This is a genomic window from Psychrosphaera sp. 1_MG-2023, from assembly GCF_030548245.1.
Classification (GTDB): domain Bacteria; phylum Pseudomonadota; class Gammaproteobacteria; order Enterobacterales; family Alteromonadaceae; genus Psychrosphaera; species Psychrosphaera algicola.
This window is the reverse complement of sequence record NZ_JAUORW010000006.1, coordinates 274,459-291,475: the sequence shown is the minus strand read 5'-3', so window position 1 is coordinate 291,475 and position 17,017 is coordinate 274,459. Positions and strand designations below refer to the sequence as shown.

At 40.0% G+C, this 17,017-nt stretch carries 11 protein-coding genes; 3 read left to right on the top strand and 8 right to left on the bottom strand.

The window, feature by feature from the left end; translation table 11 throughout:
* Positions 1-359 precede the first annotated feature (359 nt).
* The 4 genes from Q4575_RS08055 to Q4575_RS08040 form a co-directional block, all read right to left on the bottom strand.
* The gene (locus Q4575_RS08055) at positions 360-1,346 is read right to left on the bottom strand and encodes a polysaccharide pyruvyl transferase family protein (RefSeq protein WP_303522199.1); all 987 of its coding nucleotides are present in this window, start codon (positions 1,344-1,346) and stop codon (positions 360-362) included.
* 371 nt (positions 1,347-1,717) lie between these two features.
* A complete protein-coding gene (locus Q4575_RS08050; protein WP_303522196.1) occupies positions 1,718-2,803 on the bottom strand; it encodes a glycosyltransferase in 1,086 nt (361 codons plus the stop codon).
* Between the two features lie 87 nt (positions 2,804-2,890).
* Positions 2,891-4,000 carry a glycosyltransferase family 4 protein gene (locus Q4575_RS08045; RefSeq protein WP_303522194.1) on the bottom strand — a complete coding sequence of 370 codons (1,110 nt, stop codon included), beginning with the start codon at positions 3,998-4,000 and terminating at the stop codon, positions 2,891-2,893.
* The gene (locus tag Q4575_RS08040) at positions 3,997-5,229 is read right to left on the bottom strand and encodes a glycosyltransferase family 9 protein (RefSeq protein ID WP_303522193.1); all 1,233 of its coding nucleotides are present in this window, start codon (positions 5,227-5,229) and stop codon (positions 3,997-3,999) included. The genes Q4575_RS08045 and Q4575_RS08040 overlap by 4 nt, the downstream gene beginning before the upstream one ends.
* 225 nt (positions 5,230-5,454) lie before the next feature.
* On the opposite strand from Q4575_RS08040, the gene Q4575_RS08035 reads away from it, so the two are divergent.
* From Q4575_RS08035 to Q4575_RS08025, 3 genes are read left to right on the top strand one after another with little or no spacing between them, the layout of a single operon-like run.
* Positions 5,455-6,789: a 3-deoxy-D-manno-octulosonic acid transferase gene (locus Q4575_RS08035; protein WP_303522191.1), complete on the top strand. Its 1,335-nt coding sequence runs from the start codon at positions 5,455-5,457 to the stop codon at positions 6,787-6,789.
* Positions 6,746-7,330 (top strand): GNAT family N-acetyltransferase, encoded by a 585-nt coding sequence (locus Q4575_RS08030; protein ID WP_215963587.1) that lies wholly within the window; start codon positions 6,746-6,748, stop codon positions 7,328-7,330. Before Q4575_RS08035 ends, Q4575_RS08030 begins: the two co-directional genes overlap by 44 nt.
* Positions 7,331-7,332: 2 nt before the next feature.
* Positions 7,333-8,664, top strand: a complete 1,332-nt coding sequence (locus Q4575_RS08025) for an FAD-binding oxidoreductase (RefSeq protein ID WP_303522188.1) — start codon at positions 7,333-7,335, stop codon at positions 8,662-8,664.
* A gap of 104 nt (positions 8,665-8,768) precedes the next feature.
* On the opposite strand, the gene Q4575_RS08020 is transcribed toward Q4575_RS08025, so the two are convergent.
* The 4 genes from Q4575_RS08020 to carB form a co-directional block, all read right to left on the bottom strand.
* Positions 8,769-9,614: a co-chaperone YbbN gene (locus tag Q4575_RS08020; protein WP_215963585.1), complete on the bottom strand. Its 846-nt coding sequence runs from the start codon at positions 9,612-9,614 to the stop codon at positions 8,769-8,771.
* Between the two features lie 636 nt (positions 9,615-10,250).
* On the bottom strand, positions 10,251-13,058 hold the full coding sequence (locus Q4575_RS08015) for a bifunctional aconitate hydratase 2/2-methylisocitrate dehydratase (protein ID WP_215963584.1): 2,808 nt from the start codon (positions 13,056-13,058) through the stop codon (positions 10,251-10,253).
* A 253-nt stretch (positions 13,059-13,311) separates the two neighbouring features.
* Entirely contained in the window at positions 13,312-13,791 is a 480-nt protein-coding gene (greA, locus tag Q4575_RS08010; RefSeq protein WP_215963583.1) for a transcription elongation factor GreA, read from the bottom strand.
* A 1-nt stretch (position 13,792) separates the two neighbouring features.
* Positions 13,793-17,011: a carbamoyl-phosphate synthase large subunit gene (gene carB / locus Q4575_RS08005; RefSeq protein ID WP_215963582.1), complete on the bottom strand. Its 3,219-nt coding sequence runs from the start codon at positions 17,009-17,011 to the stop codon at positions 13,793-13,795.
* Between the last annotated feature and the right edge of the window lie 6 nt (positions 17,012-17,017).

The window sequence follows — 17,017 nt, the reverse complement described above, 5'->3', positions numbered from 1 at the left end:
CTTTATACATATATATTTGTTGTCACTACTCTACGGAGTGCCCACACAGATAATTAATTACAAATTGTTAAAGAACGTTTCGAACCCCGAAGGTTCTGGTTAGGACTGACTATCAATTTAGTCGCTCAAGGCTGTCTTAACCGGGAGGCGCATAATACACTCTCCAATTTTGGTGTCAACACTTTATTTAATAAGTTTTTAAAGACTTTTTAAACACTTGATTGACGCCCTCTTGCCGCTGACGTTTGTCGTTGGAAGAGGCGCGCATTTTAGGGAAACCAAAAAATTGTGCAACCCCTAATTTCAATTAAATTCACTTTTTTTGTTTGTTCGGTTAAATATCAATCAAAAAACCTGAGTTACGCTGTTTTTTTGTACAAAAACTTATCTTGATTGCGCCATTTTGTGATGTTTTCTATAGGCAGTTTTATCGCTGTTTCATAATTTGAACTAATTAATTGAGGAAGATTTTCAATTTCTTGTCTTAAAAGAACGGGTAAATTGATATCTTTTGCTATTTCTCTTGCTCTATTATCTATTCCGATAATAAAACTTCGCCTTTTCAATTGCAGAGCTCGGATACCACCATGGAGCCTGGTACCAATAAAATCGGTATCTGTCGTTTGCAAAAACAAATCGAATGCTAAAAGTGAAGGTGCTAATAAGTGAATGTCGGTAAAAGTAGACGCATCAACTAATGTTTTTAAATAGTCAGTGTCTTCAATTTGCTGAGGCCAAAAGTAGACGTTGTTATATAGTGACAATAGATACCTGATCATTTGCTTATCTTCGTCGGCCTTTTTATGACGCGTTAATGTAAACACCACATTTGGCGCCTGCCCTTGTGGTATTGTTGCACAATGATTTTGATTTAAGCTCCACGTAGTAGGACAAGTTGTATTTAGTACATTGTTGATACCAATTGATTTCAACATAGACTCCGCATGACTATCACGAACGGAATGGATATATTCGCCGTTTAAAATGTTGCGATAGAATTTTGCCTGTCTGGTTTTAACTTCGGTTTGATAATTTCGCCAACCTACACCACATAAAACCACTTTATTAGCTAATGAAGAGATATCCCAAAGACGTAATCGCCACATGTCCTTTTTGCCAACTCGATTTTTAGACGTAAGCGCATTTGTACCTAACAACATATTGATATCTGCCTCACGACATAACCGTCGACCAACTGCCCCCATCGAATCATGAGTAGATACGTTAGTGACATATTGCTGAGATAAAATGTCCGCAAGTTGATTTCTAATAGAATCAACAATAATGATATCCCCTAAATTATCTGTACTAATACTGGTATCTAGGAGGTTGAGATGTGAAATCATTTACTCTTCTTTCTTTGTTTATTGAGTTTAATTAAGTGCTTCATAAATAAATTACATGGACACCCATTCATAAATTACATGGACACCATTCATAAATTACGTGGACAGCCACGAAATTACATGGACACCCATTCATAAGTTACATGGACCCCATTCATAAATTACGTGGACAGCCATTCATAAGTTACATGGACAGCCATTCATAAGTTACATGGACAGCCATTCATAAGTTACATGGACAGCCATTCATAAGTTACATGGACACCCATTCATAAATTACATGGACACCCATTCATAAATTACATGGACACCCAGCTTTTGATCTGCCATTCGTTCAACTAAACAGTTAGAAGTTTCAATAGAATGCTGATTTAGCGGCGATAGAAAACATCACTAGTTAATTTTGACTCCAGTTCAACTTGTCGACTAAGTGATTTCAACACAGATTGATATGTCCTAGCTCTCGTAGGTTTTAGCCACTTATAAAACCGAGCCTTGTTTCTAACAACTTTTAGGTCTTGTTCATCGAGTACGCGTTCTTTTACTCCATCGATGCAATAGACTTTACTCGCTTGAAAATACAGAACTTCAGGAATAAAGCGTCGCGCTTCAGTTTTTTGCCTTAACCACGGTTTTACTCTGCCAACGTAATGAATATTTACACTTTGCCAGTTGTCGATAACTTGCATTGCATATTCCGTTGCTAAAACCCAGTTATTCTCCCGCGCCACTTCGATCACTTTGCCATGTGACATGTAATTAAGAATGGTTTGGTCATGAAACTTAAGTCGATCCATCCCAAACTTAGCCACCAGCTCTTCAACTTTAGCCAAAGGCAAATTGCAGCGCATCCAATCCAAATTCAGTAAAATGAGTCCCGCATTAAAATACATGACACCTTTTGGCGCCTCATTCGCTTCATCTGGCCAATCTTTATCAATCGTCTGCTTAGGATCTCGAGATGCAACAATGGGGGCGACGTTGTCCCAGCTGGTATAAAACTCTTCGATGCCACGAAAGCACAAGATATCGGAGTCTAAATAGATCACGGCTTTTTGCGGCAAAATTTCCGCCAATAAAAAACGGGCGTATGTCATCCATGAACCAACCCTTTTTGGTAACTTATCAATCGACTCTTTGCTTGGGGATATAAACTTTAGTGAAAATGGTGTGCCTATTCTGTTAGATACATCTTGAAGCTTTAAGTTTAGTGACATTCTTGTGGCTTCCGACAAACCACCATCGAGTACAATAAGTTCATAAAAAAATTCACCACTTGAGTGCGCTAGCGCAGAAACCATAGACATTACTAAACCACACGAAAACTTTTCATTAGCACAGGAAACAACTGTCAATGTTTCTAAATTCTCTGATTTTTTTAGTGATAGCTTAATGTCACTATCTTGCGGGGTACAACCCATTTCACTGTCTTGATTGGTAATCATTTTATCTTTCATCGATTGTATTTCTGATTAATTATAAAGAGCGCAACTGGCACAGGAAAAGTGAAATCGCCTCAACTTTGTAATGGGGTCAAACTTGACTTAACACTTTTTTATGCAGTGTTTGTAAACACTTACATTCCCCTCAACCATTGCTTTAATAGAAAACGTTTTGAGTACCTTTTCCCGTCCTGCAGCAGCCATTTGCTCAATTCGGTTGGTATCGCTAACTAAGTCCTCAAGGCTATTAAACAATTCTTGTACATTACCTGGGTCAACCAACAGACCATTGAGCCCATCAGTTACTATTTCAGGAATACCGCCAACACGACTGGCGATTATAGGAACTCCGCAGGCGTTCGCTTGTAAAAGTGACACCCCTAAACCTTCGGCGAATGCTGGGTGAACAACAAGGTTTAAGTTTGGTAAAATGCGCGCCAAATCCGTTCGAAAACCGCAAAACTGAACCTTGTTAGATAAGCCCAGTTGAATAATTTCTTGTTTTAATTCTTCCTCTAGTGGCCCTTTACCAAAGACCAATAGTTGAACATTAGGCTCTTTTGCAATGAGTGATTTAAACGCAGAAAATAAAACCGAATGGCCTTTTCTTGGGATAAATTGCGCTAGAACACCAATAACAACGTCACTTCTATCGAGCTTAAATTCTTTAATAAACCAATTATTGTTTGGCCGTTTGAGCGTTGATTTGTGATCTATTGGCTTATATTCATCAGTATCAACGGCACTCAATACCGTAGTGACTTGATTAGAATCTACGCCAGCATCTAAAAGTACGTTTCGTATCCCGTCTGAAATAGTGATCACTTTATTACATTGATGGTATTTCCATTTTGAAAACCAATTGGGTTCGATATTGTCGACTCGTCGCGAAATGACCACCGGTGTATTTGTTAACTTTGCAGCAATTAGTCCAAATAGATCAGCTCCTCTTCTGCTATGCAGATGTACCAATTGAATCTTATGAATGCGGATAGCTTTGACTAATTTAAATATTAACGAGACATCAAGATCCCCTGCCATTTTCATGGGAAGCGGCACAACATCACCGTGCATTACGTCATAAATTTCAGCGCCTCTTGGTGCTGCTAAAAATGATTTAATCCCATATTTTGATAACCCAGAGGTTAAATAGTGCACCTGTAATGCGCCACCATATAAATGTTTACCGGCTTCAACATGTAATATTCTCATGATGCACTTCTCACGTTATTTGTATTTGAACTTGAATTAAGAATACGACTCAACGTCATCATGACGGATGGCACACTAATATCTGCCATACAATCGAACGTGCCGTTGCAACTAGGATTTCTCTTGCAAGGCGCACAACTTTTATTAAGGTAAAGGACTTCAGTTTGTTCAACACGGGTAACGAGATAAGGACGAGTTGATCCAAACAAGGCCACTGTGGGCACCGACTTTGCAATACCCGCGTGTGTCATACCAGTATCAACACCTATTAATGCTTTTGCCTTACTTATCGCTTCGATGTTTTGAATTAAACTGAGCTCACCACATAAAGATTTTGCATTCGCTAATTCAGCTACTATTTTAGTGGCGTTCGAATGGTCGTCTGGACCACCAATAACTAGTACAGGCAGCCCAAAATGAATTGAAATTTGTTTAATTAAGTCTCGCCAATAACTATTGACCCAATGCTTCTGCGGCCGCGTAGTAAAAGGACATATCACCAGATAGGGCAAGTTCGCTCCTGAGTTTTCGGCTTTTGCTGCTTGCTTTACTCGGCTGTTATATCGGTGGGTGTCTTGGTTAATCTTATCTTGGTTAATCTTATCTTCATTGATCTGTATTTGGCCGCTGACTTTTGCAAATTGATCTATGCCACCAGGAAATGGTAGCCATTCCTGTAATTTAGTAGCAACGTAAGTTTTATCACTACTGCTGATATGGATGTCCATATAAAAAGACTCTGTGTTACAGCCCAAATATTTAGCCATCGCTTTGTATTCAGAGCTAATTTCAGGGTCATTTTTAGGTTTATTGATCCGTTCGGTCATAAAAATTTTTGTCGGTTCTTTACTTATAAATCCAACTCGCCTCTTGGCATTACTTAACCAAGCCCAAATGCCACTCTTAGCCAACCCTTGGACATCAATTGCTAAATCAATTTTTAGATCTCGTAACTTGTCACGCATAGATTTAATGGCGTAAAATAAGTCACGATAACGCCTTTCTTTAAATAGTCGCTTCCATTCAGCTTTAGGAAATGCAACAACACCATGAATATTTGGATTGGAACTCACTAGTGCCTCTAGATGAGGCTCCAATAGCCAAAAGAGTTCGGCATTTGGGTAGCGGTCGGCTAATGCAGCGACCATTGGAGACGCCATTATCACATCACCAATTGCGCTGGTGCGAATAATGAGTATTCGTTTTGGAATAGTTGAGTGTATTGCCACTGTTACTTAAATTTTAGTCAATTTGATTGCGACAATATTAATAATAAAAAGCGACAAATTTGAGTCTGAAACATTAAGGTTTTGTTAAAACGAAACAACCGTGCGATTTGTTAATTAAATTGAAACAATTTACTCGTTTAATCAGGTAACCTTCATTTTTCGTTAACATGACCTATGCCTCGAATTATCTATTCATTTATTTTTTTCCTGCTTTTACCCTTTATTATGTGCAAATATGCATTCCGGTCTTTTAAAAATCCAGATTACAAAAAACACCTAAAAGAACGTTTTTGTTTTGGCTTCCCCCAATTTGGTCAGAACGTTCGTCCAATTCATATCCACTTAGTGTCGGTTGGTGAGGCTAATGCCTCTCAAATATTAATATGTAAGTTGGCAATAACTTACCCTGAAAAACCCATTTTAATAACGGTAACAACACCAACAGGACGTTCTAGAGCTACATCGCTGTTTTCGAGTTTACCGCAGGTCACTATTCGCTATTTACCATTTGATATACCGGTATTAATGGAACGTTTTTTATCAAAAGTATCACCACAGATATCTATTATGTTAGAAACAGAATTGTGGCCTTACTTTTTACTTTTTGCTAAACGTAAAGGGATACCAGTGGTACTCGTTAATGCTCGCCTCTCTAAAAAGTCGTTGAAAGGGTATTTGAAGCTCCCCAAAACCACGAAAGAAATGATCACCACTTTAGATTTAGTTTTAGCGCAATATAAACCTGACAAGAAACGCCTTATCCGTTTGGGATGTAATGAACAAAAAATCAAAGCAATTGGCAATATTAAATTCGACCTATCTTTACCTACCGAACAAATAGCGGACGCCGAAAAGATAAAAAAAGGCCTTGCTAGGCCGATTTGGGTAGCGGCGAGTACTCATGATAAAGAAGAAAAGATCATTTTTGCCACGCATAAACAACTGTTAAAAACTCAACCAAATTTACTTTTAATTGTTGTGCCTCGCCACAAAGAACGATTTAAAGAAGTGGCATTGTTAGCTTCGGAGCAATTTGCAATACAACATCGCTCAACGTTGTCTGGTGTTAACTCCGAAGTGGTCAGATCCCAGAACTCATTAAACGTTAAAAATGAACATTTTGTGCCTATTCATTCTCAGACTCAGGTCTTAATTGGCGATACTATTGGTGAAATGTTCTGGTATCTTACATTAGCTGACATTTGTTTTATTGGTGGAAGTTTAGTCAAAACCGGTGGGCACAATCCCATTGAGCCTGCCGCTGTCGGTTTGCCTATCATTACCGGTCCCTATACATTTAACTTTAAGACTGTATTTAAACAGTGCCAAAAAAAGAAATTTTGCATTCAACTAGATTCACAAAAAGAGTTGCTTAGCACAATGCAGATGTTGTTCAATGACCCTATTAAACGCGCCGGAATGGCAAAAAAAGCGAAACGATTTGTTAGCCAAAACCAAGGGGTAACAGACCAAATGATCGCAGAATTAACGCCACTCATAGCAAAAGAGCATAATCATGAATCGAGACCTACTGTCACTAAAACCCTTATCACTAACTGACTTCAACGATGTGATCGCATTGGGAAATCGAGTCCATGGTGAAGGCTACTTAGACAATAAATCCCTAAAAAAGATGTTAGAGCGCAGTGTTTATAACGATTTAAACTGTAGCTACGTTCTTTACGACACGTCAGTTACGCCAAAAAAATTGGTTGGATTTAGACTCACTTACGCACCAAATTCGTGGCCATTGGATAAATGGTGTACACCAAGTCATTGGCCTGTTGAAGCGAATTTGGTAGCCTATTTTAAGTGCAATACTATCCATCCAGACTATCAAGGTAAAGGACTTGGCGGGTTGCTTCTCAAAGAGTCAGTTGCCACGTTAAAGCAAATGGGTGCAAAAGCTGGCCTCAGCCACATTTGGATGCAAAGTCCGGGTAACGCTTCTTATAAATATTTTACGAAAGCGGGTGGCCAGTTAATAAAAACCCATCCTCGGCGTTGGCATAATGACGCAACGATTCCAGACTATATTTGCATTATTTGTGGAAAAGACTGTCACTGTGATGCAACAGAAATGATGTTGGAGTTTACCTAAATATGGCAGTTTATGATCCTTTACTGAGTAAACAGCTTGCTTCAAATCAATCATCACCACAAAGCTATTGGCACAAAAATTATGTCGTTGGGGCTAAATCAGACACAAAGATACTTAATGCCGACATAAATGCTGACGTTGTGATCATTGGGGCTGGCTACACTGGACTAACTTGTGCCATTAACCTTGTTCAACAGGGCTTTAAAAATATTGTAATCCTTGATGCTAATGAAATTGGCTGGGGCTGCAGCGGCAGAAATGCCGGTTTTGTTTTGCCTGGTTCTGGCAGATTGTCTTATCAACAACTTGTTGGTCGTTTTGGATCTCAAGCGACAAGCCGTTTACATAACGACTTTTTACAGGGCATCAACTTAGTAGAAGAAATTGGCAAAGAATACGACATTGGCCAGTGCGAATCTGGATACTTAAAGCTTGCCCATAGCGAAAAATGGTACGACCGATTGAAAAAATCGGCGGATTATTTACATCAAAATTTTGACTACAATGTTGAAACCATTAACAAACAAGCGTTTCAAAACGATTATGTTTGTCACCAAAAGATCCATGGCGCAATTCGATATTCCAATGGGTTTGGGATCCACCCTCTCAAACTTGTACATGCGTATGCTCAAAAAGCGCAATCACTAGGGATAAAAATCTACACCAACAGCTCGGTGACTCAAATTCAATCTGATTCTAACCATAGAGTTACGACGCATAGTGGTAGTGTAACGGCTGGCAAGTTAGTGATGGCCACCAATGGCTATACTCCAAGTAAAATGGCATCAGCACTACAGCATAAAATTCTCCCCGTATTAACAAGTGTCATTGTCACCGAACCGCTAACGAACGTGCAACGCGAAGCAGCCAATTTCAAAACTAGACAAGTTATGATGGATACGCGGGAACTAAAATACTACTACCGTTTATTACCAGATAACCGAATATTATTCGGGGGCCGCGGGGCTATAACCGGCGCCCACGCTCTAGATCCAAAGTATGCGAACAGACTTTTACACGAATTGAAAAATAGTTTTCCTGGATTAGAAAAGCTGAATATCGATCACAATTGGCATGGTTGGATTTCTGTATCTTTAGACCAAATGCCACATATTCATAAAACAAAAAATAATGTTTATTATGCTACAGGGTATTGTGGCTCTGGGGTTTCATTCACCGCATTAGCGGGCAAGCAACTTGCAGATTTAATTGTAGGCAAAGATATAAACTCGCCACTTTCGACAGAATTGCCGCATTTCCCTTTTGCCCCATTTAGGCGATTGGGACAACGAGCCTACTATCAACTTGGCCGTTTGAAAGATGCTATTGGTTAAGTTAAAGCGGTTTTAATGTCAATTTTTCAAAACCGCCATAGCCCTATATTGCTTAACAAAATACGTTGTTAAATACACACAAAATCGCTTACTGACTTACCAACTTAGTACAATAAGGCGTAAATTTTTCGACGATATTTACTTGCTGTTACATCGCCATCTGGCAAAGATGCAATGATATCAAGATACGTTTTTTTCGCGTCGGCAAAACCTAAATCCTTTTGAAGTACACTAAATAACAAATCAAGCGATTCTTCATTGCGATTGACTTGATGTAAGGCAACTGCAAGTTTAAGTTTTAATTCCAAAGAATCAGGTTCAGCTTCTAACTGTTGTTGTAAGGCTTGAACCTCAGGGCTTTCTGCAGCCTGTTTAGCTAAATCTAGCTTAGCGAGTACTTGTAAATAGAGAGCATCTTGATCTGCCATTTTAGTAGACTGCAATATAGCTTCAACTTCATCAACTTTACCAAGTTCAATCGCAACATTTGCATACATTAGTTTAAATTGACTATTTTCTGGTTCCAGTTCCAATACTTGTTTTAAAATTGGAAATGCTTCGAGCCACTTACTTTCTTCTACTAACTGACAACCTTGCGTAAATAACAAGTCTTGCTGCTTCGGTAGATGTTTATCTAACATTGCTTTGATCTCGGCTTCTGTTTGCACACCTGCAAAGCCATCAAGCGGTTGACCTTCTTTAAATAAAACAACCGTTGGCAAATTTTTGATGCCAAACTGCATGGCAATTTGTTGCTGCTCGTCACAATTAATTCTGGCCAGCTTTAAGCTTTCGCCATATTCGGAGGCAATTTTTACCAACAATGGTGAGAGTTGTTTACTCGGCTCACTCCAGTCGGCCCAAAAATCAATCAATATGAATTTTTGTTGCGATGCGTCGAGTAATTCTTGTTGTACGTTTTCTATATTGATTTCTATGGGATTTGTCATGATCTGATCTATTTCTAATTCAATACTCTCTATTTGTTGCTTGTAACTGTTATTTTCAAGGGGGGACGGACAAATAGTATCGTTTTAGTTTTGTTAAATTTAGGTGGCTGTCCTGATAACTTGAGTGGGTGTCCTGATAACGTGAGTGGGTGTCCTGATAACTTGAATGGGTGTCCTGATAAATTGAATGGCTGTCCTGATAACTTGAGTGGGTGTCCTGATAACTTGAGTGGGTGTCCTGATAACGTGAGTGGGTGTCCTGATAACTTGAATGGGTGTCCTGATAACTTGAGTGGGTGTCCTGATAACTTGCTGATAACTTGAGTGGCTGTCCTGATAACTTGAGTGGCTGTCCTGATAAGTTCTGTAACTCGAGTCTACAACAATTGTCTCTATGTGTTTGATGTCTAGAATTTAGGACTCGGAACGGCTAGTCGGGTTGAATTAAATATTTATCTGCGGATGTAAAGGTGTGAATTTGTGTTGAAATGGTTTGTTTGATTAATTCTCTAGCAAGATAAACGGGCGCTCCTCAAATTTTAACTGGCGGGTAAATACAAAAAAGCCAGTTCATTGAACTGGCTTTTCATTTCGGTACCGCACTAAACGGCTAATTACGACGCAAAGTTATGCGAATTAGATCCGTTTAACAGGAACCGCTAGGTCAACATATTTAGTCGTCATCTCTTCAGTAGGTGGTGCAAATCGAGTTAAATCGATACCCACTACTGCAGATTTGTACTCTTCGATTGTCGGGAAACGACCTAGTACAGTTGAAAGTACAACTACCGGAGTCGAACCAAGTAACGACTCACCTTTTTTCTCAGCAGTATCAGCTACAACACGGCCTTGGAATAAGCGAGTTGATGTTGCAATAACAGTATCACCAGGTTCAGCTTTTTCTTGGTTACCCATACATAAGTTACAACCAGGGCGTTCTAAGTACATGATGTTTTCATATTTCGTACGTGCAGCATCTTTTGGATGTGCATCGTCAAATTCAAATCCTGAGTACTTACGTAAAATATCCCAATCGCCTTCCGCTTTAAGCTCATCAACAATGTTATAAGTTGGTGGCGCAACAACTAATGGCGCTTTGAATTCTACTTTGCCGTTTTGCTTTTCTATGTTACGCAACATTTGAGCGATAATTTGCATATCTCCCTTATGAACCATACATGAACCAACAAAACCTAAATCTACAGATTTACCGTCGTAGAAAGAAACAGGACGAATAACGTCATGGGTATAACGCTTAGATGCATCGTCATTATTTACGTCAGGGTCAGCAATCATCGGCTGATCGATAACATCTAGGTCAATAACAACTTCTGCATAGTATTTAGCGTTATCATCTGGAGACAATGCTGGGTTTGAGCCAGATTTTACTTCTTCAATACGTTTGTCTGCTAATGCAAGTAAACCGTTAAGCGTTTTAGCTTCGTTTTCCATACCCTTGTCGATCATGATTTGGATACGGCTCTTAGCAAGCTCGATAGATTTAACTAATGTTTCATCATTTGAAATACAGATGGAAGCTTTGGCTTTCATTTCTGCAGACCAGTCTGTGAAAGTAAATGCTTGGTCAGCTAATAATGTACCAATGTGCACTTCAATGATGCGACCTTGGAAGACATTTTCGCCACCAAATTGCTTAAGCATTTGCGCTTGAGTTGCATGTACCACATCACGGAAATCCATGTGGCCTTGCATTTTACCTTTAAACGTCACTTTTACTGACTCAGGAATTGGCATTGCTGACTCACCAGTAGCTAGTGCGATTGCAACCGTTCCTGAATCGGCACCAAATGCGACACCTTTAGACATACGTGTATGCGAGTCACCACCAATAATTATAGCGCGGTCATCTACAGTAATGTCATTTAATACTTTATGAATTACGTCCGTCATCGCATGATAAACGCCCTTCGGATCACGTGCCGTGATTAGACCGAATTTGTTCATGAAGCTCATTAACTTTGGAATGTTTGCTTGAGCTTTGCTATCCCAAACTGATGCTGTATGACAACCAGATTGGTATGCACCATCAACTAGTGGTGAAATAGTAGAAGCAGCCATCGCTTCTAACTCTTGGCAAGTCATCGGCCCAGTTGTATCTTGAGAACCAACAATATTCACTCGAACACGAACGTCTGAACCTGCGTGCAAAGGCGTGTCTGAAGCTACGCCAACGGCATTGTTGTTAAATATTTTTTCAACCGCAGTTAAGCCTTGGCCAGCCACTGATATTTCTTTTGATGGAGCAAAAACCTGTGGTGTTTCAATACCTAGTGTTTCAGCTGCAAAAGTTTGTAATTTTTTACCGAATGTTACCGCGTAAGAACCACCCGCTTTCATAAATTCGACTTTTTGCGGTGTAAAAGCAGATGAAATATCAACTAACTCTTTGTCGCCATTTAATAATTTTTTAGCTTTAGTATCAATAGTAAGCACTGTACCAGTCGCAACTGAGTATGCTTCTTCTAAAACTGCATCGCCATTTTCGTCTACAACAGTATTACCGTTTGCATCGACTTTCTTAACCCAGTTTTTAAGGTCAAGACCAATACCACCTGTTACATCAACAGTCGTTAGAAAGATAGGTGAAATGCCATTTGTACCAGCAACAACTGGTGCAATATTAATAAATGGAACATATGGACTTGCTTGTTTACCGGCCCATAACGCAACGTTGTTAACACCTGACATACGAGAAGAACCAACACCCATAGTGCCTTTTTCAGCGATAAGCATCACTTTAGCGTTTGGATGTTTAGCTTGTAATGCTTGGATCTCTTGTTGAGCTTCAGGCGATATCATACATTTGCCGTGTAATTCACGGTCTGCACGTGAGTGCGCTTGGTTACCTGGAGAAAGTAAGTCCGTTGAAATATCACCTTCACCGGCAATATATGTAACAACTTCAATCTTTTCTTCAACGTCTGGTAATTTTGTGAAAAACTCTGCTTTGGCATAGCTTTCTAAAAGATCTTTAGCAACTGCATTGCCCGCTTCTAATGCGGCTTTTAAGCGAGCAGTATCAGCATCATATAAGAATACTTGAGTTTTTAGCACGTCAGCAGCTGGTGCTGATAGTGACGGTTCGTCACTTAGTGCAAGATCAAGTAGCACTTCAATAGAAGGACCACCTTTCATATGCGAAAGTAATTCAAATGCAAATTCTGGTGTAATTTCGGCTAATTCAGATTCACCTAAAATGATTTCTTTTAAGAACTTAGCTTTTACGCCAGCAGCACTCGTAGTACCTGGAAGTGTATTGTAGATGAAGAATTTTAATGAATCTTCTCGATATTGGTTTCCAGTGTCTTTGATTTGGGCAATAATTTCTGACAACAATTCTGCGCTATCAATTGGCTTAGGCGCCAATCCCAAGTCATTTTTACGACTTTCAATTTCCGCTAAATAATCTAAATACAGGCTCATTTGATACTCTCTATGATCTTAAAATGCTATTGATAATGTCATTACCATAGGTAAATTGGATTTCTATTATAGTAGTCACTGCGTATAAATGAAATAACAACTTGCCCTATATATATAAATGCTATGTATAGGTGTCATTCACTCCATGAATAATACTATTAATGCACCAAATTAGGTAAATTTTCTATATGTCAGGATCAAAAACAGCCGGCAATGCCAGCTGTTTTATAAAGACGTTAAGTCATCTTATAAATTAACGGTAAAGCACTTCCAAAATCTCATATTCGACAACACCAGCAGGTGTTTGAATTTTTGCAATATCGTCTACGCTTTTACCTATCAAACCACGCGCAATTGGTGAACCAATTGAGATTTTACCAATTTTAAAATTAGCTTCATCTTCGCCCACAATGTGATAAGTCGTTTCGTCATCCGTTTCCACATTTAAGATGGTCACAGTTGTACCGAATATCACTTTACCTGTATTAGGTAATTTTGTGACATCAATAATCTGGACGTTTGACAACTTCGCTTCAATTTCTTGAATACGACCTTCACAAAAACCCTGTTGCTCACGAGCCGCATGGTATTCCGCGTTTTCTTTCAGGTCTCCGTGTTCACGAGCTGTTGCGATATCCGCGACAATTCTTGGGCGAGTTACGGTTTTTAATTCTGTCAATTCAGCACGCAAAGCTTCTGCGCCCTGCACTGTCATAGGTACTTGAGTACTCATACTACACAATTCTCTTATGTAAGTTTTGTAAAGACTCTACGCTACCACGGTCATCGGCTTCATTTGCTAAACAAGTTGCAAATGCTGCGTTTAATGTCGTTGTATAGTTGGCTTTATAACGAAGAGCGCCACGGCGCAATACTTTTGAGTCTTCAATTGCTTGACGACCTTCAACAGTATTCACTATGTAGTTGTACTCACCATTTTTAATGCGGTCAAGTATATGTGGGCGACCTTCGAAAACTTTATTCACTTTACGAACTTCAATTCCCGCTTCTTCAAGTACTTTTGCACAGCCACGTGTTGCGTCTAATTCAAAGCCTGCAATGATTAGCTTTTTAGCTAAGTCGATTACACGAACTTTATCCGCATCACGTACTGAAATTAATGCACGTCCACCGCGAGGTAATTCAATGCTCGCACCAAGTTGTGCTTTAGCGTACGCCTCTTCAAATGTATCGCCAACCCCCATTACTTCACCTGTAGAGCGCATTTCTGGACCACGAATTGGGTCAACGCCGTGGAATTTGTTAAATGGAATAACAACTTCTTTTACAGAGAAATATGGAGGAATCACTTCTTTGGTGATTCCCTGATCAGCAAGCGATTGACCAGCCATAACTCGAGCTGCAACTTTCGCAAGTGGAATTGCTGTCGCTTTAGAAACAAATGGTACGGTACGAGCAGCACGAGGATTTACTTCGATTAAGTAAACTTCGCCATCTTTAACCGCGAACTGTGTATTCATCAAGCCAATAACGCCGAGTTCTAAAGCCATATCACGAACTTGTTTACGCATAACATCTTGAATGTCTTGCGGTAACGAGTATGCCGGCAATGAACATGCTGAGTCGCCAGAGTGAACACCCGCTTGTTCGATATGTTCCATAATGCCGCCGATAACAACGTCGGTACCATCACAGATACAGTCAACGTCAACTTCAATCGCGTCATCTAAGAAACGGTCAAGTAGTACTGGTGCTTCATTTGAAACAGAAACAGCTTCGGTCATATAACGACGCAAATCAGCTTCGTCATATACGATTTCCATCGCACGACCACCAAGTACATAAGATGGACGAACAACCAATGGGAATCCAATTTCTTTACTCTTAAGAATCGCTTGTTCAACCGACGTTACTGTCGCGTTCTCAGGTTGTAACAACCCTAAACGGTCAACCATCTGTTGGAAACGTTCACGGTCTTCAGCACGGTCGATAGCATCTGGAGAAGTACCTATGATAGGTACCCCGTTTGCTTCTAATGCACGAGCCAATTTAAGTGGCGTTTGACCACCATATTGAACGATAACACCTTTTGGTTTTTCAACGCGGGCGATTTCTAAGACGTCTTCTAGGGTAATAGGTTCGAAGTACAAACGGTCAGAAGTATCGTAGTCTGTTGAAACCGTTTCAGGATTACAGTTAACCATTATAGTTTCGTAACCATCTTCGCGAAGTGCCAATGAGGCGTGAACACAACAGTAGTCAAATTCAATACCTTGGCCGATGCGATTTGGACCGCCACCGATAACCATGATTTTGTCTTTGTCTGTTGGGTTTGCTTCACACTCTTCGTCGTAAGTTGAATACATATAAGCTGTGTCTGAGCTAAATTCAGCGGCACAGGTATCAACACGCTTGTACACTGGTAAAATACCAAGTGAGTGACGTTTTTTACGAACTTCTTTTTCGCTTATACCCAAAATGTCACAGATGCGTTTGTCGGCAAAACCTTTACGTTTTAACTTGCGTAAAAACGCCTTGTCTAAACCAGCAAAACCGCGCTCTTCAATTTCAGCTTCAAGCTTGATTAAATCTTCAATTTGAACCAAAAACCAAGGGTCTACGTTCGTCAATTTAAAGATTGCTTCAAGATCTAAACCACTACGGAACGCATCACCGATATACCAAATACGCTCAGCGCCAGGCTCTTTTAACTCATGGATGATGGTTTCGTGTGCGTCATCAGCGGATAAGTCGATGATAGGATCAAAACCTGACACGCCCACTTCCAATCCGCGCAATGCTTTTTGCAATGACTCTTGTTGGTTACGGCCAATGGCCATAACTTCACCAACTGATTTCATTTGAGTGGTTAGTCGGTCGTCTGCACCGGCAAATTTCTCAAAGTTGAAACGAGGAATTTTAGTCACAACATAATCAATAGTCGGTTCAAATGATGCTGGAGTTGCACCACCTGTTATATCATTTTGCAGTTCATCAAGCGTGTAACCTACCGCTAACTTGGCGGCGATTTTAGCAATTGGGAAACCTGTTGCTTTAGACGCTAGCGCTGATGAACGGGAAACTCGTGGGTTCATCTCGATAATCACCATACGGCCATCTACAGGATTAACACCAAACTGTACGTTTGAACCACCAGTTTCTACACCAATCTCACGCAATACCGCAACTGACGCGTTACGCATGATTTGATATTCTTTATCCGTTAATGTTTGTGCAGGAGCAACCGTAATTGAGTCACCAGTATGCACACCCATCGCGTCGAAGTTTTCGATAGAACATACGATTATGCAGTTGTCGTTTTTGTCACGAACCACTTCCATTTCGTATTCTTTCCAACCGATTAAAGACTCGTCAATTAACAACTCTTTAGTTGGTGAAAGATCTAAACCACGACGACAAATTTCGTCAAATTCTTCTTTATTGTAAGCAATACCGCCACCTGAACCACCCATCGTAAATGACGGACGGATAATACAAGGGAAGCCGATGCGTGATAACACGTCAAATGCTTCTTCAATTGAATGAGCTGTTTCAGCACGTGGACATTCTAATCCAATCGACTTCATTGCTTTGTCAAAACGAGAGCGGTCTTCCGCTTTATCAATCGCATCAGCAGATGCGCCTATCATTTCAACATTGTATTTTTCAAGAACACCGTACTTTTCAAGATCAAGTGCACAGTTAAGTGCAGTCTGGCCACCCATTGTTGGCAAAACGGCATCTGGGCGTTCTTTTTCAATTATCTTTTCAACAACTTCCCAGTGAATTGGTTCGATGTAGGTAGCATCGGCCATTTCTGGATCTGTCATTATTGTTGCTGGGTTCGAGTTAACTAGAATGACTCGGTACCCTTCTTCTCTTAATGCTTTACAGGCTTGTGCCCCTGAATAGTCAAATTCACAGGCTTGACCGATAACAATTGGACCTGCACCTAATAACAGAATACTTTTTATGTCGGAACGTTTTGGCATGATTTT